This is a genomic window from Phyllobacterium sp. CL33Tsu, from assembly GCF_900113985.1.
Taxonomy (GTDB): Bacteria; Pseudomonadota; Alphaproteobacteria; order Rhizobiales; family Rhizobiaceae; genus Phyllobacterium; species Phyllobacterium pellucidum.
In genome coordinates, this window is sequence record NZ_FORJ01000001.1 from 1 (window position 1) to 23,603 (window position 23,603).

26 protein-coding genes are annotated in these 23,603 nt (G+C 58.4%); 9 read left to right on the forward strand and 17 right to left on the reverse strand.

All coding sequences use genetic code 11. The features are described from left to right. The 4 genes from BM074_RS00005 to BM074_RS00020 all read left to right on the forward strand — a co-directional run. Window positions 1-672, forward strand: a 672-nt coding sequence (locus BM074_RS00005; protein ID WP_175498842.1) for a sulfatase/phosphatase domain-containing protein, incomplete at its 5' end; no start/stop codon positions are given. A gap of 205 nt (window positions 673-877) precedes the next feature. Further along, window positions 878-2,950 (forward strand): ATP-dependent helicase, encoded by a 2,073-nt coding sequence (locus BM074_RS00010; RefSeq protein WP_091918930.1) that lies wholly within the window; start codon window positions 878-880, stop codon window positions 2,948-2,950. Window positions 2,951-3,083: 133 nt separating this feature from the next. Next, entirely contained in the window at window positions 3,084-3,335 is a 252-nt protein-coding gene (locus BM074_RS00015) for a hypothetical protein (protein ID WP_027232403.1), read from the forward strand. Window positions 3,336-3,350: 15 nt separating this feature from the next. Beyond that, window positions 3,351-3,665, forward strand: coding sequence for a hypothetical protein (locus tag BM074_RS00020; protein ID WP_091918932.1), 315 nt, complete (start codon window positions 3,351-3,353; stop codon window positions 3,663-3,665). 142 nt (window positions 3,666-3,807) lie between these two features. On the opposite strand, the gene BM074_RS00025 is transcribed toward BM074_RS00020, so the two are convergent. The 6 genes from BM074_RS00025 to BM074_RS00050 all read right to left on the reverse strand — a co-directional run bounded on the left by BM074_RS00025 (window position 3,808) and on the right by BM074_RS00050 (window position 8,339). After that, a complete protein-coding gene (locus BM074_RS00025; protein ID WP_027232401.1) occupies window positions 3,808-4,365 on the reverse strand; it encodes a MerR family transcriptional regulator in 558 nt (185 codons plus the stop codon). Window positions 4,366-4,502: 137 nt separating this feature from the next. Next, the gene (locus BM074_RS00030) at window positions 4,503-4,823 is read right to left on the reverse strand and encodes an integration host factor subunit alpha (RefSeq protein ID WP_008128366.1); all 321 of its coding nucleotides are present in this window, start codon (window positions 4,821-4,823) and stop codon (window positions 4,503-4,505) included. A 123-nt stretch (window positions 4,824-4,946) separates the two neighbouring features. Then, window positions 4,947-5,918 (reverse strand): beta-ketoacyl-ACP synthase III, encoded by a 972-nt coding sequence (locus BM074_RS00035; RefSeq protein ID WP_027232400.1) that lies wholly within the window; start codon window positions 5,916-5,918, stop codon window positions 4,947-4,949. After that, window positions 5,915-7,000, reverse strand: a complete 1,086-nt coding sequence (gene plsX, locus BM074_RS00040) for a phosphate acyltransferase PlsX (protein ID WP_091918934.1) — start codon at window positions 6,998-7,000, stop codon at window positions 5,915-5,917. The genes BM074_RS00035 and plsX overlap by 4 nt, the downstream gene beginning before the upstream one ends. Before the next feature lie 200 nt (window positions 7,001-7,200). Next, entirely contained in the window at window positions 7,201-7,770 is a 570-nt protein-coding gene (locus BM074_RS00045; RefSeq protein WP_091918936.1) for a YceD family protein, read from the reverse strand. Between the two features lie 11 nt (window positions 7,771-7,781). Further along, on the reverse strand, window positions 7,782-8,339 hold the full coding sequence (locus BM074_RS00050) for a ubiquinol-cytochrome C chaperone family protein (RefSeq protein WP_091918938.1): 558 nt from the start codon (window positions 8,337-8,339) through the stop codon (window positions 7,782-7,784). A gap of 125 nt (window positions 8,340-8,464) precedes the next feature. Between BM074_RS00050 and BM074_RS00055 the strand changes: the two genes are divergently transcribed. Next, on the forward strand, window positions 8,465-8,992 hold the full coding sequence (locus BM074_RS00055; RefSeq protein ID WP_027232396.1) for an outer membrane protein assembly factor BamE: 528 nt from the start codon (window positions 8,465-8,467) through the stop codon (window positions 8,990-8,992). Window positions 8,993-9,070: 78 nt separating this feature from the next. On the opposite strand, the gene BM074_RS00060 is transcribed toward BM074_RS00055, so the two are convergent. From BM074_RS00060 to BM074_RS00115, 11 genes are all read right to left on the reverse strand, one after another. Continuing rightward, window positions 9,071-11,224 (reverse strand): sodium-translocating pyrophosphatase, encoded by a 2,154-nt coding sequence (locus BM074_RS00060; protein ID WP_027232395.1) that lies wholly within the window; start codon window positions 11,222-11,224, stop codon window positions 9,071-9,073. A gap of 577 nt (window positions 11,225-11,801) precedes the next feature. Then, window positions 11,802-12,308 carry a transcription antitermination factor NusB gene (gene nusB / locus BM074_RS00070; protein ID WP_027232393.1) on the reverse strand — a complete coding sequence of 169 codons (507 nt, stop codon included), beginning with the start codon at window positions 12,306-12,308 and terminating at the stop codon, window positions 11,802-11,804. Between the two features lie 2 nt (window positions 12,309-12,310). Further along, the gene (gene ribH, locus BM074_RS00075) at window positions 12,311-12,772 is read right to left on the reverse strand and encodes a 6,7-dimethyl-8-ribityllumazine synthase (protein WP_027232392.1); all 462 of its coding nucleotides are present in this window, start codon (window positions 12,770-12,772) and stop codon (window positions 12,311-12,313) included. A 33-nt stretch (window positions 12,773-12,805) separates the two neighbouring features. Then, window positions 12,806-13,420, reverse strand: coding sequence for a riboflavin synthase (locus BM074_RS00080; protein WP_091918939.1), 615 nt, complete (start codon window positions 13,418-13,420; stop codon window positions 12,806-12,808). A gap of 10 nt (window positions 13,421-13,430) precedes the next feature. Further along, window positions 13,431-14,528, reverse strand: coding sequence for a bifunctional diaminohydroxyphosphoribosylaminopyrimidine deaminase/5-amino-6-(5-phosphoribosylamino)uracil reductase RibD (gene ribD, locus BM074_RS00085; RefSeq protein WP_091918941.1), 1,098 nt, complete (start codon window positions 14,526-14,528; stop codon window positions 13,431-13,433). A gap of 4 nt (window positions 14,529-14,532) precedes the next feature. Next, window positions 14,533-15,015 (reverse strand): transcriptional regulator NrdR, encoded by a 483-nt coding sequence (gene nrdR, locus BM074_RS00090; protein ID WP_027232389.1) that lies wholly within the window; start codon window positions 15,013-15,015, stop codon window positions 14,533-14,535. Window positions 15,016-15,172: 157 nt separating this feature from the next. Continuing rightward, a complete protein-coding gene (gene glyA / locus BM074_RS00095) occupies window positions 15,173-16,465 on the reverse strand; it encodes a serine hydroxymethyltransferase (RefSeq protein WP_027232388.1) in 1,293 nt (430 codons plus the stop codon). Window positions 16,466-16,746: 281 nt separating this feature from the next. Continuing rightward, window positions 16,747-18,024, reverse strand: a complete 1,278-nt coding sequence (locus BM074_RS00100) for a L,D-transpeptidase family protein (protein ID WP_027232387.1) — start codon at window positions 18,022-18,024, stop codon at window positions 16,747-16,749. A 329-nt stretch (window positions 18,025-18,353) separates the two neighbouring features. After that, complete coding sequence (locus BM074_RS00105; RefSeq protein WP_027232386.1) at window positions 18,354-18,869, reverse strand: transcriptional regulator LdtR; 516 nt, start codon at window positions 18,867-18,869, stop codon at window positions 18,354-18,356. A gap of 162 nt (window positions 18,870-19,031) precedes the next feature. Further along, on the reverse strand, window positions 19,032-19,460 hold the full coding sequence (locus tag BM074_RS00110; RefSeq protein ID WP_091918943.1) for a DUF6163 family protein: 429 nt from the start codon (window positions 19,458-19,460) through the stop codon (window positions 19,032-19,034). Then, window positions 19,457-20,512, reverse strand: coding sequence for an enoyl-CoA hydratase/isomerase family protein (locus BM074_RS00115; protein ID WP_091918945.1), 1,056 nt, complete (start codon window positions 20,510-20,512; stop codon window positions 19,457-19,459). Before BM074_RS00115 ends, BM074_RS00110 begins: the two co-directional genes overlap by 4 nt. Window positions 20,513-20,666: 154 nt before the next feature. Between BM074_RS00115 and hemB the strand changes: the two genes are divergently transcribed. The 4 genes from hemB to BM074_RS00135 all read left to right on the forward strand — a co-directional run bounded on the left by hemB (window position 20,667) and on the right by BM074_RS00135 (window position 23,596). After that, complete coding sequence (gene hemB, locus BM074_RS00120) at window positions 20,667-21,704, forward strand: porphobilinogen synthase (protein ID WP_027232383.1); 1,038 nt, start codon at window positions 20,667-20,669, stop codon at window positions 21,702-21,704. A 79-nt stretch (window positions 21,705-21,783) separates the two neighbouring features. Beyond that, entirely contained in the window at window positions 21,784-22,254 is a 471-nt protein-coding gene (locus tag BM074_RS00125) for an RDD family protein (protein WP_027232382.1), read from the forward strand. A gap of 71 nt (window positions 22,255-22,325) precedes the next feature. Further along, entirely contained in the window at window positions 22,326-22,739 is a 414-nt protein-coding gene (locus tag BM074_RS00130; protein ID WP_091918946.1) for a hypothetical protein, read from the forward strand. A gap of 110 nt (window positions 22,740-22,849) precedes the next feature. Continuing rightward, window positions 22,850-23,596 (forward strand): arginyltransferase, encoded by a 747-nt coding sequence (locus BM074_RS00135; protein ID WP_091918948.1) that lies wholly within the window; start codon window positions 22,850-22,852, stop codon window positions 23,594-23,596. The last annotated feature ends 7 nt before the right edge of the window (window positions 23,597-23,603 follow it).

Consider the following 23,603-nt stretch of genomic DNA (forward strand, 5'->3'; position numbering starts at 1 on the left):
CCCTTCAAGGGTGGCAAGCTGTCGACCTGGGAAGGCGGGATGCGGGCGCCGCTCGTTGTGCGCTGGCCCGGCCACATCAAGCCCGGCACGGTGAAAAACGACATGTTCGCTTCCCTCGACTGGTTGCCGACCCTCGTTGACATTGCTGGCGGTCCTAAAGGCAATGAATTGAAGAGCGAAATCGAGAAGGGAACATATCCCGGGATTACCAAGACCACACTCGATGGCGTCAATCAGCGCGACTATCTTGAAGGAACGTCGGACAAGTCGGCCCGCGATACATTCTTCTACTATTCCGGCAAAGACCCGTCAGCCGTCCGCTACAAGAACTGGAAAATGTATTTCGCGATGGTATCCGATGCTCCGCAGGGATTCCTGACCGGTGTCATTCCGTATAGCTGGACACAGGTCGTCAATATCAAGCGCGACCCGTTCGAAACCTCTGTCGGCGATCAGATAAAGACGCTTTTCGGTATGGGCGGGGCAATCTCGGCTCCGGCGACTGCCTACGTCTACGACTGGAACATGCTCCCGATCGGCCAGGCATTGTGGCTCAAGGAACTCCAGAGCTATATCGACTTCCCGCCAATGCAGGACCCGGCGAGCTATAACCTCCAACAGGTGATCCAACAGGTTCAGGCGATGAAGCAAGCGCATCATCCAAGTGAATGACATGAATAATGCGGACGTCCCCTAGGGGCCGTCCGCATTCGACGATTAGCCACTTCGGCTCAATTCACCTTTGCCGTCGATATTCTCGCGACTGCACGCCAAACGCGAAAGTTCTTCATTTGTTCGCAGGCCAAGCTGGAGTAGTCTTGCGCAACGACTCACCGCTGCCGCAACGCAGCCGACCGGCCTGCCGCAATGAGGGACTATGGGCGCTGCCTATCTGGAGAAACTTAACCCCGAACAGCGGCTTGCCGTCGAATATGGAACAGACTTGCTTCCATCGACCATTGGCGGGCCGTTGCTTGTCATTGCCGGCGCCGGATCCGGTAAAACCAACACGCTTGCCCACCGCGTGGCGCATCTCATCGTCAAAGGTACCGATCCACGGCGCATTCTTCTGATGACCTTCTCACGCCGGGCTGCCTCGGAAATGGCGCGACGGGTAGAGCGTATCTGTACGCAGGTGCTGGGCGCAAATGCCGGAGTCTTGACCGACGCGCTGGCCTGGGCGGGCACGTTTCATGGCATTGGCGCGCGCCTGCTACGCGATTATGCCGAACAGATCGGCCTCAATCCCGATTTCACGATCCACGACCGTGAAGACAGCGCCGATCTCATGAACCTTGTTCGCCACGAACTCGGTTTCTCTAAGACGGAAAGCCGTTTTCCGACCAAGGGAACATGCCTTGCCATCTATTCGCGCGTCGTCAACTCGAAGGTACCGCTCGCTGAGGTGCTGCAGGCATTCTTTCCCTGGGTGGCCGGGTGGGAGAAACAGCTGCGCGAGCTCTTTGCCGCCTATGTCGAAGCCAAGCAGCTGCAGAACGTACTCGATTATGACGACCTGCTGCTCTACTGGGCGCAAACCGTCGGCGATCCGATGCTCGCGGAAGATATGGGCTGCCGTTGGGATCACGTTCTCGTCGATGAATACCAGGACACCAACCGGCTGCAGGCCTCGATTCTTTTGGCTTTGCGGCCGGCGGGCGTCGGCTTGACCGTCGTTGGCGATGACGCGCAATCGATCTATTCATTTCGCGCAGCGACCGTACGCAACATCCTGGATTTCCCTGCCACCTTCACCCCGCAGGCGAGTATCGTCACCCTTGACCGTAACTATCGCTCGACCCAGCCGATCCTTGCCGCAGCCAACGGCGTGATCGATCTGGCGCGAGAACGCTTTACCAAGAACCTCTGGAGCGAGCGCGAGTCGGCGGAGCGGCCGCGCATGGTGACCGTCAAGGACGAGGCGGACCAGGCCCGCTACATCGTCGAAGAGGTACTCGAAAATCGCGAAACGGGAACCTTGCTGAAACAGCAGGCCGTGCTTTTCAGGACGTCGCACCACAGCGGCCCATTGGAAGTCGAACTGACGCGCCGCAACATTCCTTTCGTCAAGTTCGGCGGCCTCAAGTTCCTCGACAGCGCCCATGTCAAGGATATGCTTGCCTTGCTGCGTTTTGCGCAAAACCCACGCGACCGCGTTGCGGGCTTCCGGCTTATGCAGATCATCCCAGGCGTCGGCCCGACCTCGGCGCGCCGCGTTCTTGATGAAATGGCCGAGCAGCCCGATCCGCTCGGCGCGCTCGCGCAGATCGCCCCTCCTCCCCGTGCGGGCAATGACTGGTCAGCTTTCGTCAATGCGCTGAACGACTTGAAGCGCGGAACGACCGGCTGGCCTGCCGAACTCGAGCGTGCGCGCGCCTGGTACGAACCGCATCTCGACCGCATTCACGAGGATGCCGAAATACGCAAGACGGATCTGCTGCAACTCGAACAGATCGCCGCGGGCTATGCGTCTCGCGAGCGTTTCCTCACCGAACTCACCCTCGATCCGCCGGATGCGATTAGTGACCAATCGGGCGTCCCGCTGCTTGACGAGGACTACCTTATCCTGTCGACGATCCATTCCGCCAAGGGGCAGGAATGGAAATCCGTATTTATCCTCAATGCTGTCGATGGCTGCATTCCGTCCGACCTTGGCGCCGGAACGACGGCCGAACTCGAGGAAGAGCGCCGCCTGCTCTATGTGGCGATGACGCGTGCCAAGGATAGCCTCCACCTCATCCTGCCGCAGCGTTTCTTCACACACGGCCAGAATTCACTCGGCGATCGCCACGTCTACGCGTCGCGCACGCGCTTCATCCCGGCAACTTTGCTGCAGTATTTCGAGAACCGGCCGTGGCCGGTGCACAACCGGGATCAGGAGGCGCGCGCCAAGGATGTTCGTAGCCAACGCGTCGATGTCGCCGCAAAAATGCGGGCAATGTGGCGGTAGGTCCTCGACCCTAGGTTGATGCGCTGTAAAACCCAGGGATGAAAGAGCAAAACGACCGGCACGCAGGCAATTAGCGCGGAACATTCGCGAGGCGCGGTCGTTATAGCTCTGTCAGTAATAGGAGCTCCCAAAAATGGCAATGTTTTCAAAGAATGCGGATGATATTCAAGGTGATGTCGAGGCGCAGATCGCTGCCCTGCGCAAGGAAATTTCCAAGATCTCCGCAAGTCTTCCCGATTTGACCAGCGAACGATTTGATGAAGTAAAGCGCATTGCGACGAAGCAGGCGAAACATGCAGCCGCCACAGCGCGCGAAAATCCCGTGGCTACCATCGCAATCCTAGCTGGCGCAGCGGTGCTGGTCGGCCTGCTCGCTCGGCGATAGAAGGACCGAAGCGCCATGGATGAAACAACCATTGAGAATGAGGCGGACAAGGTTCGCCTCAAGGCCGAAATTGCCGAGTTGAAGCGCGATCTTGCCGCCATCACCAAGACCTTGGCTGACAAGGGCGTGGAGCTGCTCGACGATTTTAGCGACGACGATGATGACGACGAGACATCGACGCTCGACGATCTGCGGGAGCGCGGTCGCCGTGCTGCCATCGGCCTCGGGCATAAGGCGCGGCAGATCGCCGATACGCCGACCCAGAACTCGGTTTCAACGCTTATGATCATCGCCGGACTTGGCGTCATTATCGGCATGCTGGCGCGTTAAAAATTATTGCAGGTTCTTCGGAACCAATCCGCCAGATGGGCATTTTATAGGTGCTGGTTCCCAACCAGCAAGGCCGCACCCCACGGCCCAACCCCCAAGTCCCAGCTTTCATTCCGATGAAAGCTGGGCTTTTTTTGTGGGCTTATCGAACCTGATCGAGCAGACGTTTGCACTCCAAGAGGTCGAATAAGGTCTCCTGCAGAAGCGTGCGGTTGTCCTTGGACAGGCGCTTGCCATCGGCCGCAACAGGCCCTTCTTCCTCGCCCTTGATCAGGCCGAAGAGCCGGCGCCCGTGGGCCGCAGGTTTCGGCGTTCCCATGACCGCGGCTTCCTCGGCAGCATCGACCCGATCCTGTTCAGCTGCAAGCGCTTCCTCCTGGCGGGCATTGGCCTGCTTTTGCTGGCTTATTGCTTCCGCTGCCGCCGTATCGCCGCTGCCAAGCGCAATGATGAATTGCGTCCCGTTTTCACGTAGAAGACGCTGCACGCCCTTGATCGTATAGCCCTGATCGTAAAGGAGGTGGCGGATGCCCTTGAGGAGGTCCACATCGAGCGGACGGTAATAGCGCCTGCCCCCACCGCGTTTCATCGGCTTTATGTGTGTGAACCGCGTTTCCCAGAAGCGCAGGACATGCTGGGGCAGATCGAGATCTTCCGCGACTTCGCTGATGGTTCTGAATGCGTCGGGGCTTTTGTCCATGTTTTCACCCTTTCAGGAGAAAATCTGATTCGACCTCCATTTTCAGCGATTTGCAATGCATAATTCAAGCGGAACGCGAGACTACCTCACAGCAATCTCGCGTAAAAGGACGCTTAAAGTTGCGGAATCGCCCGAATTCAGGCTGATTTCTTTTTGCGTGTCTGGTGGGAGCGGAGAATCCGCTGCTTGAGCACGTTGGATGCCTTGAACGTCATTACCCTGCGCGGCAGGATCGGGACTTCTTCCCCGGTCTTCGGATTGCGCCCGATGCGTTCATTCTTGTCCCTTACCTGGAACGTGGCGAACGACGACAATTTAACTGTCTCGCCACGAACAATTGCGTCACATACCTCATCGAGGATTGTTTCGACGAGTGAAGCTGACTCCGTTCGCGAAAGTCCTACCTTGCGGTAGACCGCCTCGGCCAGATCAGCACGCGTAATGGTCTTACCCCCCATACGATCTCAAAGCTCTCGTTTGTTGCAAATCTACCAGGTGATAGCGGAAGTTATAGGATGAAAACCGATCGGGCAAGCAGCTTGGAAGAGTTCGTCGGCCAATCCACGGACCCGGTCGTCCTGCTACCAGCGTAGCAGAACTGCACCCCACGTAAAGCCCCCGCCCATGGCCTCGAGCAGCACGAGATCGCCTTGCTTGATACGCCCGTCCGCAACAGCCGTCGCGAGTGCTAAGGGTACTGAAGCGGCTGATGTATTTCCGTGCCGGTCAACGGTGATGACAACCTTTTCTTCGGCCAGATGCAGCTTCTTTGCGGAGGCGTCGATGATGCGCTTGTTGGCCTGGTGCGGCACGAACCAGTCGATGTCCTCGGCAGTAATTCCTGCCTCGGAAAACGAGGCTTCGATCACGTCCGTGATCATGCCGACCGCATGCTTGAAGACCTCCCTGCCCTCCATCCGCAGGTGGCCGACAGTCTGGGTCGTCGACGGTCCGCCATCGACGTAAAGCTTATCCTTGTGCGAGCCGTCGGAGCGCAAATTGGCCGTCAGCACGCCGCGATCGGAGGTAAGCCCACGGCCTTCATTGGCCTCAAGGATGATGGCACCGGCGCCGTCACCGAACAGCACACAGGTCGTGCGGTCATTCCAGTCGAGGATGCGCGAGAATGTCTCGGAGCCGATCACCAAAACGCGCTTTGCCATGCCGCCGCGAATATAGAGGTCGGCTGTTGCAACCGCGTAGACGAATCCGGAGCAGACCGCCTGCATGTCGAATGCAAAACCGTGCGTCATGCCCAGCCGGGCCTGGATATTGACCGCCGTAGCCGGAAACGTGTTGTCGGGAGTCGATGTTGCGAGAATGATGAGATCGATATCTGCCGGCGTCATGCCCGCATTATCGAGAGCGGCGCGCGCTGCTGCCTCGCCCAGCGATGCGGTGGTTTCACCCTCACCCGCAATGTAGCGCTGCCTGATGCCGGTGCGCTGGACGATCCATTCGTCCGAAGTTTCGACAATGCCTTCGAGATCAGAATTCTTTACCAGGCGCGCCGGTGTGGCCGCCCCTATACCTTTAACAACGGAACGGATCATTTACTTCCCTGTTCTATTTCAACCTCGGCGTCGCTTTCGGTTTCATCCTTGAAAGCCACACCGACCGGGCTCTTATGGAAATGGGTAAGATCCGCCGCGATCTTGTCCAGAAGCTTGTTGTGCGCCATGTCATAGCCGACGTCGATCGCCGAAGCAAAGCCGAGAGCATCGGTACCGCCATGGCTCTTGATGACGACGCCGTTGAGACCGAGGAAGACGCCGCCATTGGTCTTGCGCGGGTCCATCTTCTCCCGCATGCGATCAAAAGCGCCTTTGGCAAAAAGGTAGCCGATCTTGGCCATCAGCGTGCGGTTCATCGCATCGCGCAAATACTGGGTGTACTGCTTGGCCGTGCCTTCAGCCGCTTTCAGGGCTATGTTACCGGCGAACCCTTCGGTAACAACGACATCGACCGTACCCTTGCCGATGTCGTTGCCTTCGACAAAACCGTAATATTCGAGCGTCGGCAAAGGTATCTCGCGCAGGATGCGCGCAGCGTCCTTGACGTCGTCCTGCCCCTTGATCTCCTCAACGCCTACGTTGAGCAGGCCGATCGTCGGACGCTTGATTTCAAAGAGCGAACGGGCCATGGCCGCGCCCATGACCGCATAATCGACCAGCTGCTGGGCGTCGGCGCCAATCGTTGCACCAATGTCGAGAACAATGCTCTCGCCCTTCAGAGTCGGCCAGATACCGGCAATCGCCGGACGCTCGACATTCGCCATTGTACGCAGGCAGAATTTCGACATAGCCATCAGGGCGCCGGTATTGCCGGCCGAAACGCAGACATCCGCCTCGCCGGTCTTCACCGCCTCGATCGACCGCCACATCGAGGATTTCCAACGCCCGTTGCGCAGGGCCTGGCTCGGCTTTTCATCCATGCGTACAGCAACGTCGCAATGATGCAGGGTCGATGCATTGGACAATGCCTGGTGGCGGGCAAGGATCGGAGCCACCTCTGCCTCACGCCCAAAGACCACGAACCTGATGTCAGGATGGCGCTCCAGCGCCGTTGCCATGCCGGGGATGACGACCTCTGGACCGAAATCACCGCCCATGGCGTCAATGGAAATTCTGATCACTCTCGATTGTCCTGTCTGGTTCAGTGCCTGTGCATGGCGTTCTTTGAAAAGACTCGGGGAAAATAGACATTTTGCGTAGGCGCACAACTGATTTCTGCCCAATCATAGGCGCGCTCGACCCAATAAGCTTGAATACTCGTCCCAATCCTTGGTCTTGTCTCAACTCCCTGACACCATCTACCCGCAGGATGAGATAGCGATCAAGTCTTCTGTTTCCAATCCTTGAGAGCCGCAAACGGGTTGGCTGGCTTTACGTCTTCCTCATCGTCCGATCCGACGTCAAGAACGAGGGGCGGCGCAGCCTCCACGCCCTCCTTGCGCGGATAAGGATCGACAGCCAATTCGAAGAATTCTTCTGCGATTGCCCCAACGTCGAGCTTATCGCCGGAAAATGTCTCAGGTATGTCGGGGCCATCCGCACTGATGATCAGTTCGCCATTCTCATCGAGCGGAAGACGTGCGAGTCGCGAATTCTCCGGTACGAAGAGCGTGTCGATGTCCGTATCGATCGTCGTTTCGATCGGCTCTAGCGTCACGACGCAAGCCTGGACGATTTCCGCCTGTACCTTCCCGCGCACGCGGATCCCATCCTTCTTCCACGGTACCACCTGCAGTTCCGCTTTGAACGATTTAACATCTTCCAAATCGTGAAAATCGCGCATGGCGTCACGCTCTTTCTTATCCGCCTCGATTTTGACGTTGAGGCCTTTCTGCGGAAGCCGCTGCACTGAGACTTGATAACTGAGGGTTCCATCCGAGTTTCTCGACATCGCATTTCATCCTATCGAAGCGGCGTATCGTCGGTGCTGGCATCAGGAAACGTAACCCTTCCGGCCACGATATCATCATCCGATTGCCCATCGAGGTGGCGTACCGTGCGTTCGACATAGGCGGCTAGCGCGGGCGCGCCTGTCCAACCCTCACTGTCCGGACGCACATTGCGAGCGAGCGCCGCGATAAGCGCCGGATGGTCATTCGTTTCCAATGCGCGATCATACGACTCGATGCGTCCATAGAACATGCGCGCAAGTTTCTTCATGCGCTTGGGCACGCCGGAATCACCGATGCCCAGTTCGCGCAGCGAATGGTCGACATCGCGGAAGAATTCGTCGGTAACCTCCTGGCCAACGGGCTTCAGCGCGGGGCCCCTGTCCTTGATGCGGCGCATGAACAGGAAAACATGCAGCGACAACATCTCGTAGCGTCCGAGCGGAGTATCCGGCACTTCAAGGTCAGAATAAAAATAGGGCTGCCGCGCCGCTGCCACGATCGCATCGTAGAGGGCAATTGTAATCGCCTCATTTGCTTTGGCCTTGCGGCTAAATAGACTGAGAATCATAGAGTTGTGCCTTGACTTGAGTCTTCCTCGCAGCACTTTTGCCGTGTTGCATCGGAGTTCAAGGTGGTTTACCGAGTTTCTGCGGGCAGCGAAAGACTTGCGCCCAGATTCAAATGGAGATGTCGTTGCTGCAGCGGATTTTCAAGACCGAGCGTACGCGTGAGTGCGTTCTCGTTGGAACACTTATTTTGGCTGCCGGGGTGTCCGGCTGCAACACTGCCGCCCTCAAGCTCGCACCGACAGAGACCTTGACGCAAGGCTATGTTCTCGACGAGAAGGCGCTCGAATTCGTGCCGGTTGGCTCAAGCCGCGAACAGGTCATCCTGTCGCTTGGCAGCCCGTCGACCACGGCGACCTTCGACAATGAAGTCTTCTATTATATTTCGCAGAAGCGTCAGCGTTCGGTTGCCTTCATGATGCCGCGCGTGACTGACCGGCGTATTCTTGCGGTCTATTTCGACAAGGATGGCAAGGTTTCCAGCATCTCCAATTATGGTCTGCAGGACGGCAAGGTCTTCGACTTCATCTCGCGCACGACCCCGACTGGCGGCAAGGACCTCTCCTTCCTCGGGCAGATGCTGCAGGGCGTCAGCAAGACTCCAAGCGCGCTGCCGAGCGCCGGCCGCACGCCAACCGGCGGCGCCCCGGACTGATCCGGCGACCACGCTCTACGAGGCCCAAAGAAAACCCGCGAAGAAGCTTCGCGGGTTTTTCGTTTTCGCTGGCAGGTGTCAGTGGGCTAGCACTGCAAGTAGCAGCAAGGCCACGATGTTGGTAATCTTGATCGCCGGATTGACGGCGGGACCCGCCGTATCCTTGTATGGATCGCCAACGGTATCGCCGGTGACGGACGCTTTATGTGCCTCCGAGCCCTTCATGTGGCGGGTGCCGTCCTTGCCGACAAAGCCGTCCTCAAACGACTTCTTGGCATTATCCCAGGCACCGCCACCCGAGGTCATCGATATCGCAACGAAGATGCCGTTGATGATGACGCCGAGCAGCGAAGCACCGAGCGCGGCAAAGGCGGAAGCCTTCGAACCCGATATCAGCAGCACGCCGAAGTAAACCACGAGCGGCGCAAGCACCGGCAGCAGCGAGGGAACGACCATTTCCCGGATTGCCGCCTTGGTCAGAATATCGACCGCACGCGCATAGTCAGGCCGTTCGGTGCCGAGCATGATGCCGGGCTTTTCGCGGAACTGGCGACGCACCTCCTCGACCACCGATCCCGCCGCACGGCCAACAGCTGTCATTGCAATGCCGCCGAAAAGGTAGGGAATGAGTCCGCCGAAGATAAGGCCTGCGACGACATAGGGATTGGAAAGGTCGAAGGAGACCGCCCCGATGCCCTTGAAGTAGCTGAATGCAGTCGCGCCTTCCTTGTTGGCTTCGCTGATGAAGTATTGAAGGTCGTTGCTATAGGCTGCAAACAACACCAGCGCGCCAAGGCCGGCAGAGCCGATGGCGTAGCCCTTGGTGACGGCCTTCGTCGTATTGCCAACGGCGTCGAGAGCATCGGTGGATTTACGCACGTCCGGATCGAGGCCCGACATTTCGGCGATGCCGCCGGCATTGTCCGTTACCGGGCCGAATGCATCGAGCGCAACGATCATGCCGGCAATGCCGAGCATCGCCGTCACCGCAATACCGGTTCCGAAGAGGCCGGCGAGTTGATAGGTGGAGATGATGCCGCCGACAATGACGAGCGCAGGCAAAGCGGTCGACTCAAGCGAAACAGCCAAGCCCTGGATCACGTTGGTGCCGTGACCGGTGATCGATGCCTGGGCGATCGAATTCACCGGACGCTTGTTGGTGCCGGTATAATATTCGGTGATGACGACAATCAGGCCGGTTACGACGAGACCGATAATACCGCAGAAGAAGAGGTTCGTGCCGGTGATAGCTCGCCCGGCCACGGTGCCAAACTCGCCCCAGCCGACGGTCATCGACGTTGCGACGGCGAGGCCGACGATCGACAAGAGCCCCGTCACGATCAGGCCCTTGTAGAGGGCACCCATGATGGAGTTGTTGGCACCGAGCTTTACGAAGAACGTGCCGGCAATCGAGGTGATGATGCAGGCGCCGCAGATGGCCAGCGGATACAGCATGACCTGCCCGAGCACAGGTGTCGCGCCGAAGAAAATAGCGGCAAGCACCATCGTGGCAACGATCGTCACGGCGTAGGTCTCGAAGAGATCGGCAGCCATGCCGGCGCAGTCGCCGACATTGTCACCAACATTGTCGGCAATCGTTGCGGGGTTACGCGGATCATCTTCGGGAATTCCAGCTTCAACCTTGCCGACGAGGTCGCCGCCAACATCTGCACCCTTGGTGAAGATGCCGCCGCCAAGGCGGGCGAAGATCGAAATAAGGGAAGCGCCGAAACCAAGCGAAACGAGGGCGTCTATTACCGCGCGATCAGCTGCAGGAAGGCCGAGCGGACCGGTCAGGACCCAGAAATAGACGGAGACGCCGAGAAGCGCGAGCCCGGCAACGAGCATGCCGGTGATTGCGCCCGATTTGAAGGCGATCTCGAGACCGGCAGCCAGACTGCGGGATGCAGCCTGCGCCGTGCGCACATTGGCGCGGACGGAGACGTGCATGCCGATGAAGCCGGCAAGGCCGGAAAGCACCGCGCCGATCAGGAAGCCGATGGCGGCCGTCGCGCTCAGGAGATACCAGACGGCGACAAAGACGACGATGCCGACAATGGCGATCGTGGTGTACTGACGTGTGAGATAGGCCTGTGCACCTTCGCGGATCGCACCGGCGATTTCTTGCATGCGCGCATTGCCCTGGTCCGCCGCGAGCACCGATTTGGTGGCCCAGATAGCGTAAACGATAGACAGCAGACCGCAGGCAATGACCAGAAATAGTATTGTCATGCCACTCCCTCAGATTTTGACCGGAAAACCCCTCCCCGGGTCAGGTTCGGTACGGCACTCGAAATCTGCCAGGCCGGCAGAGACGCGACCGTATGTGTAAGGAGTAACGAAGCAAATGCGAAACCGTCAAGGTCTTTCGCAACTTAGCGGAATGCGCGACGAAAGTAGGGATTGCGAACAGTAGGGGGAGTGATCAATCTTAACAAAAGAATTCATTTGAATGAGTTGGCCTTGAACGTGATCTATAATGAACGCGTGAAGTTATTTGCGACCTTTTTAAATGGCCTCGGTGTCGCGATTTTCGCGGTAGGTGGATTCGCTCCACTCGTTTCGAGTCTGAACGGCACAATCGGACCGACAAGATTTCTCGCATTTGTCAGCGCAATTTGTGTTGTGATCGCATTCACCCTACATTACTTGGCGAGCACTTTCCTCACGAGGATGAGACCATGACGACGCTGCAGATGCTTTCGTTCTTCATAGCGCCGGTCAGCGCCGTGCTCTTCGCCCTGCTTGCGTTCTACGTTGTCGACCGCAACCAACGGCGCAAACCGCGCGACCGCTGAGGGCCGCACCTTTACCGCTGCGGGCCCTTTACGCCCTTGCTTGCACCGCGAATCTCAAATGCCAGCCGGTCGAGAACGGCGTTGACGAGCTTCGGCTCGTCCTCATTGTAGAACGCCTTGGCGATGTCGACATATTCAGAGACGATGACGGCCGTCGGCACATCGACCCGGTCCTTCAATTCCCAAATCCCGGCGCGCAAGATGGCGCGAAGCGTCGAATCGAGCCGTGACAGGGGCCAGTCTTCAAGCAGTGCCTGATGTATGAGCGGATCGAGGACCTTCTGCTCGGCGACGACACCTGAGACGATACCGCGAAACCACTGCGGATCTGCATCGAGATATTGGTTGCCGTCCACTTCCTTGCCGAGGCGGTGCGCCTCATATTCGGCAACGACCTCGAGAACACCCGTACCGGCAACGTCCATCTGGTAAAGTGCCTGCACGGCGGCAAGGCGGGCAACGCCACGCTTGTTGGCGGTCTTTGCGGCAGGGCTATGCCCGTCTTTGGCGGAAGGCATCGTCAGGCTCCAAGCTTTTCCTTGATGGCGATCATGGTCAGTGCAGCGCGCGCCGCGAAGCCGCCTTTGTCGCCTTCGCCGCGCTTTGCACGCGCCCACGCCTGTTCGTCATTCTCGACCGTGAGAATGCCATTGCCGATGGCAATGCTTTCATTGACGGAAAGATCCATCAAGCCGCGCGACGATTCATTGGCAACAATATCGAAATGGTACGTCTCACCGCGAATAACCGTCCCGAGAGCGACGAAGCCATCATACTCCCTGCCGCCTTCGACAGCAGCATCGAGAGCAAAAGAAATGACGGCCGGAATCTCCAGTGCACCCGGCACGGTGATTACCTCATAGGTCGCGTTCGCCTCGTCGAGGGCGCCCTTGGCGCCAGCCAGCAGCGCGTCGGCGAGATCGTCATAGAATCGTGCTTCCACGATCAATAGATGTGGCGCATGCGCCTGACTTTTGGACATGATTGCTCCAACGGAAATGAGGTGGCGTTGGTCCTAGGCCGATTTCGGGTATTCCGCAAGTCGTGCGGCGTATCTCGCCATCTGGTCGATCTCGATATTGACCTTGTCGCCAACCTTGCGCTCGCCCCACGTCGTAACTTCCAGCGAATGGCGGATAAGGAGCACGTCGAACTCGTTGCCATTGACGCCGTTGACGGTCAATGACGTGCCGTCCAGGGCAACCGACCCCTTCTGCGCTATGAAACGCGCGAGATGCCCGGGAACCCGAAGCGTGAACCGGACGGCATCGCCCTCGTCTTCGCGCTTGATGAGTTCCGCCATGGCATCGACATGCCCGGAGACGAGATGTCCTCCCATTTCATCGCCAAGTTTCAAGGATCGTTCCAGATTTATACGCGAGCCGGTTTTCCAGCCGGCTATGCTGGTAAGGCGCAGCGCCTCTTCCCAGGCCTCGACTTCGAACCAGCGGGCATTCGAACCCTTTTCCGGCAAGGTGGTTACAGTCAGGCAGACGCCGGAACAGGAAATCGATGCGCCGATTTCGATCGTCTGGGGATCATAGTTGGTTTCAACGCGCAGCAGCACGCCCTCATTGAGCGGCTTTACCTGACCGATCCGGCCGATATCCGTTACAATACCTGTGAACATTCATGTTTTCCTAGGTCGATCTGACATATTCGCGATAGCGGTCTTCCCCAAAGCGAAATTCGTTCAGCTGCTTGAAATCACGCGCGATATGGGGGTTGAGATCAGGACCTGCAACCCCCGCCTCACTACCAATCACAACCGCGCCCTCAAAGAGCGCAATTCTGTCAACGAGGTTCTCATCGAGCAGCGACGTCGCGACAGCCGCTCCACCCTCGACCATCACGGTTGAAAGCCCCTGGGCAGCAAGGTCTTCCAGGAGTTCCGGCAGGGCGGTTGCGCCGCAATCGGTCTCGGTCGCCAATATCCTGCAGCCTGCGGCAGCGAGCGCCCGGCGCTTGGCTGGATCAGCATCCGCCCGCGCCGCAACCCAGACAGGAACGTTGGCGGCCGTTCGCACAAGTTCGCTGTCGATCGGCAGACGCAGATGGCTGTCCAGCACGATGCGGATCGGCGAGCGCGCTTCAAGGCCGGGGAGACGGCAGGTCAATTGCGGATCGTCGCTCAGTACTGTGCCGATGCCGACGAGAATAGCGTCGGATTCAGCCCGCATCAGATGCACCTGCGCGCGTGCAACGCTGCCGGTGATCGGCACCTGCCCCTCGCCCGCCCTACCCATGTAGCCGTCGCTGGAAAGGGCAAGTTTCAGAATCACTTCGGGGCGTTTCTTCGCTGAGCGAATGAGGTAGCCTGCGAGGTAGTCCGCCGCTTGCGCCGCCAGGACGTTTTCCTCCACTTCGATACCGCCAGCGCGCAGGATGGCATAGCCCTTTCCCGATACCCGATCATCAGGGTCGGTGGCTGCAGCAACGACGCGGGTCACACCGGCCGTGACCAGCGCGTTGGCGCAGGGCGGCGTCTTCCCGTGATGGGCACAGGGTTCGAGTGTGACATACGCGGTTGAGCCGCGGGCTTCCTCGCCAGCTTCGGCCAAGGCTTGCGTCTCCGCATGCGGGCGTCCGCCAATCGCGGTCACCCCACGCCCGACGATCACGCCGTTCTTGACAATGAGGGTTGCGACCGACGGATTGGTTCCCGTGAGGCCCTGATGTGTGCGCGAAAGGCGTATCGCCGCTTCCATGTAGCGGCGGTCAAGCTTGGAGGCCGCCATTTGTTCAGTCTTCCTCGACCCGTTCGGCAACCGTGTCGCCAGAGGTGATCTCATCGATCACATCGTGGAAATCCCTGGCTTCGCGAAAATTGCGGTAGACCGAGGCAAAGCGGATATAGGCGATGTCATCGATGCCTTTCAGCGCATCCATGACCAGCCGCCCGATCTCATCGGACGCGACCTCCGGTTCTCCCGAACTTTCGAGCTGGCGCACGATACCGGAGACGGCGCGTTCGACGCGATCAGGATCGACCTGACGCTTGCGCAGCGCAACTTCCACCGAACGCATGAGCTTGTCCCGGTCGAACGCAACCTTGCGGCCACTCTTCTTGATGACCGTCAGATCGCGCAATTGCACGCGCTCAAAGGTGGTGAAGCGCCCGCCGCAGACCGAGCAGACACGTCTTCTCCGTATCACCGCTCCGTCTTCTGCCGGACGGGAATCTTTCACCTGGGTGTCTTCGGATTGGCAATAGGGACAACGCATCGACGAGCTTTCTGAACAACTTCATGTTCGCAAGAGACAGGGCCCGAAGATAATGATTTTCTTGCGAAGTTAAAAGCGGTCGGGCGGAGAGGACTGTGAACGGACCGTTCGATCCGCCGCATTCCCCCCGCCCATCCATATCAATCCGGCGCGCGCCTTAGCCGAGGTAGGGGTAAAGCGAGAAACGGTCGGTCAATGAGATGACCTTCTGCTGCACGGCTTTTTCCACGGCGGCATTGCCCTCATCGGAATTCGCGACCTTGAGACCGTCGAGCACTTCGGAAATGAGATTGCCGATTTCGGTGAATTCGGCCGGACCGAATCCGCGTGTCGTGCCGGCCGGGGTGCCGAGGCGAACGCCCGACGTTACGAACGGCTTTTCCGGGTCGAACGGAATACCGTTCTTGTTGCAGGTGATGTTGGCGCGGCCAAGCGCGGCCTCGGCGCGCTTGCCGGTCGCATTCTTGGGACGAAGATCTACGAGCATCAGATGGTTGTCGGTACCGCCGGAAACGATGTCGAGCCCGTTCTTCTTCAGCGTCTCAGCAAGCGTCTGCGCATTGGTAACGACGTTCTTGCCATAGGTCTTGAAGTCCGGCTTCAACGCTTCGCCGAAGGCGACTGCCTTGGCGGCGATGACGTGCATCAGCGGCCCGCCCTGCAAGCCGGGGAACACGGCGGAATTCATCTTCTTGGCGATCTCGGGATCGTTGCAGAGGATCATGCCGCCGCGTGGACCGCGCAGCGACTTGTGCGTGGTGGTGGTCACGACATGCGCGTGCGGAAGCGGGGAAGGATGCACGCCGGCAGCAACGAGACCCGCGATATGCGCCATGTCTACCATGAGGTAAGCGCCGATGGAATCGGCGATCTGGCGGAAGCGCTGCCAGTCCCAGACCCGTGAATAGGCCGTGCCGCCCGCAAGGATAAGCTTGGGCTTGGTCTCATGCGCCTTCTTCTCGATGGCGTCCATGTCGAGGAGGTGATCGTCCTCACGCACGCCGTAGGAAACGACGTTGAACCACTTGCCGGACATGTTGACCGGCGAGCCGTGGGTAAGGTGGCCGCCAGAATTGAGATCGAGCCCCATGAACGTGTCGCCCGGCTGCAGCAGCGCCAGGAACACGGCCTGGTTCATCTGGCTGCCGGAGTTCGGCTGAACGTTCGCGAATTCGCAGCCGAACAACTGCTTGGCGCGCTCGATCGCAAGTTCTTCGGCAATATCGACAAATTGGCAGCCGCCATAATAGCGCTTGCCCGGATACCCCTCGGCATATTTGTTGGTCATAATCGAGCCCTGGGCTTCGAGCACGGCACGGGAGACGATGTTTTCCGAGGCGATCAGCTCGATTTCATGCCGCTGACGACCAAGTTCCTTGCGGATTGCGCCGAAGATTTCCGGATCGATCTCTTCGAGCGGTGCGTTGAAAAAGGTATCTGCGTTCGACATGGTGTCTCAACCTCATTTGCCGGTGGGAACAGTTACGTGATTGCGGCGCATTATCATACTTAAACCGGCAAGGCCAATGGCCGGGAGACGAAAAGCAATAGCCGGAAACCGCCATGGGTATGGAAATGAGGTAGGCCCGCTCAATCCGGGCTTTCGCCAAGGTCGATTCTCGGGACAAGCCAGAAGGATGACGGAGAGTTGGGCACGAGAATTCACATTGCCTTCGTCAGAAAAAAGACCGCCCGAAGGCGGTCTTTTCCACTTATCCAGAGGTCAATCGCTCAAGTATTCGTGCCGATAGAAAGCGCGGCCTGACCGTCGCGCTCGTAAATATCGTCGCGCAGGTGAACGACCCCGTCGCCGGTCGACCACGCTGTCACGTAGACGAAGTGCAGCGGCACCGGGTTACTGACGTTGATCGGCGTATTGACGCCGGTCTTAATGGTCGCTTCCATCGTCTGGCGATCCCAGCCCGCCGTATCGCGCAGCAACCATACATTCAGATCGCGCACGTTCTGGACGCGGACACAGCCGGACGATTCGAAGCGCATCAACTTGTTGAATACGCCCTGCTGAGGCGTATCGTGCATATAGACGGCATAGGGGTTCGGGAAATTGATCTTCGTCGATGACATGGCGTTGATCTTGCCCGGATCCTGGCGGAACATCAGCTTGACGGCATCATCCGTATTCCAGTCGACCTGTTCCGGCGGAACTTCCTGACCCTGCTGGTCGAAGAGGCGAATCTTGTTGCGCGTCAGATAAGTCGGGTCCTTGCGCATCAGCGGAATGATGTCTTTTTCGATGATCGACTTCGGCGCGGTCCAGTAAGGATTGAGAATGACCTCGTGGATCTTGGAATCGAGGATCGGGGTCTGGCGGTCGATCTTGCCAACGATTGCGGTATGGCGCTGGACGACGCGGCCGCCCTCCACTGCCTCGAGCTGCGCAGCCGGAATGTTGACCATGACGTAACGCGGACCCTGGTCTGCGGCGGCCAAGGTGCGAACACGTTCGAGGTTGGTCTGCAACTGTCCGAGGCGAATATCGGCGGGGACATTCATCGCAGCCAGCGAATACTGCCCCATGACGCCATCGGCAGGCAGACCGTGCCGGGCCTGGAAGCGCTTAACAGCGGCATCAACATAGGTATCGAACGAATTGGAGATGCCTGCGCTCTCTGAAAGATCGCCTGCGATCATCAAGCGCTTGCGCATGACGGCGACCGAAGGGTCGACGACGCCAAGCTGCAGCTTGACCGTGGTATCGACGCGTGGCCAACCGCCATTGCTGACGATCTGGTTATAGGTGTTGATGGCGTTTTGGATGAAGGAAGCCGTCTCCGGGCTTGCGATCGGCTGGAAGCTCGCGACCTTGCCCTTTGATGTCGAGCGCGCGTCGAACTGATCATCCCAGTTGCCGCGGCGCGGCGCCGCCAGAATCTCGCCGATATCGCTTTGCTGGGCGAATGCCGACGTTGTTGCCGCGGCGAAACCAGCAGTTGCCACGCCTCGCAGGAATGCGCGGCGATCAATTGCCGATGATCCGAATTTCTTCATATTGTGTCCAACCCTTGGAAGTACTGCGGCCAATGCCACCTGCAACGCAAGATGAGCGGTTACGATTATCCAGAATTACCAGCAACTACTTTAACAAACAGCAATTGTAACGCTGATCGCGCAATCGTGATGCCGACCACGCCTCTCCAGCTGTCCGCCGTATTTCGCTGAGCATGCAATGACTTCGTCGATTTCCACGCCATTATGGCGGATTAATGACCCTAGGCCATGGGAAACGCACTGACTTCAAGAACCCCACAGAACAATGGTCAAAGCCCGCCCTCGCATGAAGCGAAGCCGGGCTTTTGCAGTGGAGACACTGTTAGAGCTCACATGCGGTAGGCGATGCTGTCGTTCCAGAAGCGATCGAGACGCTGGAGCGCCTTGTTCATCGACTGGAATTCTTCCGCCTTGATGCCACCGACATGTTCGATCGACGCGATATGGCGCTCGTAGAGACCCGCCACAAGTTCTGCGACTTCCGTCCCCTTGTCCGTCAGGCTAACCCGAACGGAGCGACGATCGGTGCGGGACCGTTCATGCGAGATGAAGCCAAGCTCGACCAGCTTCTTCAAATTGTACGAAACATTCGAGCCGAGATAGTAGCCGCGGCTACGCAGTTCGCCGGCCGTCAGTTCAGCATTGCCGATGTTGAAAAGCAGCAATGCCTGGATCGCGTTGATGTCGCTGCGGCCGTTGCGGTCGAATTCATCCTTGACGACGTCAAGCAAACGTCGATGCAAACGTTCTACCAACTGAAGTGCTTCAAGATAAAGTGTCCGCAACGCAGTATCACTGGGTGTCGAACGCTGGTTCTCACCAGACTTTCTCTGTGTGTTGTTCATAATACCTGCCTCACTGTTGTTTCGGTGTATTTTTCTCACCGTTGAGGCAACACTATCGAATACGCATAAAATTCGACTTAAAACACAGACTTAACAGTACCTTACCTCGGCTCAATCAATTTCAGGCTTAATGAAGACTTACGCCTCGGCTTAAAAAGCGCCCTATCGCCTGGGCTTGGCCTGGCGTCTTTTCTGCACGAACAGCAGGACCCTGAAGGCGATATAGAGTAGCGCCACGCCGCCGTGGATGATGGCAATCTGGGGCTTGTAGAAGAAATACCGGGAGAAAGTCGTGAACATCAATGTTTCGCCGAGCGCGGCGACGAACCAGATGACCGGGCCCCAGGAGACCATCATCCAGAGCCCTGTCGCTGCCACCGGATAGAGCACCGCGAGCGATACCGAGGCGACTTTCCATTGCCACGGCATAAGGTCGAAGCGCCACAGCATGCCCTCGTAATAACCGCTGATCTGCGCCCAATACCCTATGCCCGCCACGATACAATAGATGGCGACAAGCCGCAGGAACCACACAAAGCCCAGTTGCGTCAGCGTCGGGTCGAATGGCAGATGCGTCGGCCTCTCGTTCATGCCAGCTTCAGTTCACGCTCACCGAGGGGGGCGAAATAGGCGTCCACCATCTCCGGCGTCACCTCATCGATCGAAGCCGGCTGCCACACGGGCGCATTGTCCTTATCGACCAGAAGCGAGCGGACGCCTTCGTAAAAATCGTGGTTTTCGAGCATGCGCGACAATATCCGGTACTCCATCTGCATACATTGATCCATTTCAAGATGCCCGCCCTCGGCGATCTGCCTGAACGTCACGTGCAGGCTGGTCGGAGAACGGGTCTTGATGAGATCAAGGATCTGCTGCGCCCATTCGTTTCCGTTGACCCCTGAGGCGGCAAGCCGGATGAGGCAGCCGCCTAAGGTCTCCGAATCGAAGAGCACGCCGATCATATCGCGCGTTTTCTCAGGTGTTTCATAGTCCGGGTTGATGGTTTTTCCCCGTAAAGCCACTTCGGGCTTGCCGGTCCTGATCAGGCTGCGCCTGACCCTCTCCTTGTCTTCGGCCTTTATCGCCTGGGTAGCGATCCCGCTCTGCAGGCAGTCGCCCTGCCGGATTCGATTGCCCGTCAGGGCGAGATATGTGCCGAAATGTTCGGGCAGATGCGGGAGAAAGGCGCTGCCGCCGACATCGGGGAAAAAGCCGATGCCGACCTCGGGCATGGCAAAGAGGACATTCTCGGTGACGACCCGGTGCGAACCGTGCACCGATATTCCGACGCCGCCACCCATGACGATGCCGTCGATCAGGGAAACATATGGCTTGGGAAAATGCCGGATATAGGCATTGAGGCGATACTCGTCGGCGAAGAACTCGTAGAGCGGCGCTCCCGCCTTCCCGGCGTGATAAACGGCCAGAATATCGCCGCCCGCGCAAAAAGCTCTGCCCTCGCCCTCGACGATCACGCAATGGACGTCGGAATCGGTCGACCAGGCGACAAGGGCGCGGTGCATCGCATTGACCATCGTCTGCGTCAGTGCATTGAGGGCTTTCGGCCGTGTAAGCCGGACGAGCCCTGCCTTGCCGCGTCTTTCGAACAGCACCTCGCCCGCCCCACCAAAGTCGATTTCCATTCGCCCCTCCAAGCTTGAGCATGCGAGGTTAGGAAACTCAAGCGTGCCGCGTCAATGGATCCCACATCACCCCAAATATCTTGGTAGACGGCTGCTTCCCTGTTAGAACCATTACAAACAGAGGAAATGCCCGCTATGGCGGGTCAAGGCAACAATGAACAAATACCCAGCCTTCGCGGGCCCCCAGGGCCGGACCGTGGATGAAATTACACAAGGCCGCCGCCTGCGCCGGATGCGCAAGGCCGATTGGTCACGGCGGCTCGTTCAGGAAAACCAGCTGACAGTCAATGACCTCATCTGGCCAATCTTTCTGTGCGAGGGCGAAAACCGGCGCGAAGACATTGGCGCGATGCCGGGGGTCCAGCGCTTTTCGGTTGACATGGCGGTTCGGGAAGCGGAGCGCGCGGCAAAACTTGGCATTCCGGCGATCGCCACCTTTGCTAATATCGATCCGGCGCTGCGCGACGAGACGGGCTCGGGCATTCTCGACCCCGACAATCTCATCAATCGCGCGACCCGCGCCATCAAGGATGCTGTGCCGGAAATTGGCATGATCACCGACGTTGCCCTCGATCCCTTCACCAGCCACGGGCATGACGGCATCCTGCGCGACGGCATCATCGTCAATGATGAGACCGTCGAACAGATCACCAAGGGGGCCGTGCTTCAGGCGGCAGCCGGGGCCGATATCATTGCGCCGTCGGACATGATGGACGGCCGTATCGGCGCCATCCGCGAGGCACTCGACCACAACGGCTTCCAGGATGTCGCCATCATGGCCTATGCGACCAAGTTTGCATCGGCCTTTTACGGTCCTTACCGCGAAGCCATCGGAACGTCCGGCCGGCTCAAGGGCGACAAGAAGACCTATTATATCGATCCCGCCAATACAGACGAGGCAGTGCGCGAAGCGGAACAGGACCTGGCTGAGGGTGCGGATTCACTGATGGTCAAGCCGGGCCTTCCCTATCTCGATATTATCCGCCGGCTGAAGGATGCCTTCGCGATGCCGACGTTCGCCTATCAGGTGTCGGGCGAATACACGATGATAAAGGCCGCGGGCGCCAATGGCTGGATCGACGAAGAGCGGGTCATGATGGAGACGCTGCTCGCGTTCAAGCGGGCGGGCTGCGACGGAATTCTCACCTATTTCGCACCGATCGTTGCCGAGCGGCTAAAGGCGGGCGCCTGACTGCTCCTTGATTTTTCATTCCCGAGTTCCCAATTTCAGCGCAACGGCATTCTGTCGCCGGTTTGAAACGGAAAACGAAATGAACACCGAAACGCTTGATGGCGAAATCGTAACCAGCCGCCTTGATGACTGGCGGCTCTATCAGGGCGTGCGGACGAGCCGCGCCTTCGCCTTCCTCATCGACTATGTGATCGTGTTCTTCCTTTGCATTCCGGTGGCGTTCCTCATTGCAATTCTCGGCGTCGCGACGCTCGGCCTTGGCTGGACGCTCTACGGCATCATGTTTCCCGCCGTCGCCCTCGCCTATGTGGCAACGACCCTTGGCGGGCGACGTCAGGCGACCAAGGGCATGCAAATGATGGGCATCAAGCTCGAACGGCTCGACGGCCAGAAGGTCGACGGCCTGCTCGCTGTCGTCCATACTGTGCTGTTCTGGGGCCTGAACGTGGTGTTAACGCCGCTTATCCTGCTCGCAACATTCTTCCTCGACCGTAAGCGAACTGTGCACGACCTTCTTCTCGGGACGGTTGTCGTCCGCGCGTACAGCTAATTTCGAGGCTTATTCAGCAGCAATAATTCCAGGGCCTTCGCGTTTCGAGGGCCACTTTCAAGGTAGTACAAATGATGAAAATGCGTTTATCCGCGATCGCTTTTGCGTCGCTCGCAATCTATGGGCTCGGCACGATTCCGGGTGTGGCCGCTTCGCCGGCCGGCCGCTATTGCGGTGAAATGATTTCAGACGGCGACTATCGCGACGTCGAGACGATATTGAACGTCGACAAGTCGGGCCACATCAACGGCACCTATGAAGCCGGCGATTCCGCGGGGCGGCTTGTCGGTAAGCTTGCTGAAAAGGACGATGGAACCGGAACCTCGCGGTCGCTGATCTGGACCGACAAATATGGAACCGGCCGGCTCGACCTTCATTTTTCCGATGACTACAAGCAATTCAACGGACGTTGGGGCGCATCGAAGGACGGCAGATTCGATGCTGTCAGCCATAGCTGGACCGGGGCTGCCTGCGGTGCGAATTGAGCAATACTACAGGGACGAAGACTTTCATTGCTGAATACAATATTATTCAATTGACGTTTCGGACGGTCATACGATTCTATTAGCTATTGAAGACCGTCCCAGGGCATGGAATGACGCACCAACCACAGCAGTCACCACAGTTTTTCCTGACAGCACCTTCGCCCTGTCCCTATCTGGAGGGGCAGCTGGAGCGCAAGGTCTTCACGCACCTTGTCGGCGGGCGCGCCAGCGAACTCAATGATCTCCTGACGCAAGGCGGCTTCCGCCGCTCGCAGAACATCGCCTACCGTCCTGCCTGCGAAAACTGCCGCGCCTGCGTCTCCGTGCGCATCCTTGCGGGCGAGTTCAAGCAGGATAAGTCTATGCGCCGCGTCTGGAATCGCAACCGCGACCTGATCGGCAATATTCACCACGCGGAGCCCTCCACTGAGCAATATGCTCTGTTCCGGCAATATCTCGATGCCCGCCATAACAAGGGCGGCATGTCGGAGATGTCGGTTCTCGACTATGCGATGATGATCGAGGACACGCATGTGCCGACGCAGATCATCGAATACCGACGCCGCGGTCCGGACTCCTTCATCACCAAAAAGGGCGAAGGCGAACTTATTGCCGTCGCGCTCACCGATGTCATGGGCGATGGCCTGTCGATGGTCTATTCGTTCTTCAATCCCGAACATGCCACCCGCTCGCTTGGCACGTTCATGATCCTCGATCATATCCAGCGCGCCGCCGCCGCCGGACTTCCCCACGTCTATCTTGGCTACTGGGTGGCGGGCTCGCGCAAGATGCAATACAAGATTCGCTACAAGCCCCAGGAGCATCTCGGCCCCAAGGGGTGGGAACGCCAAGACTGATCGATCC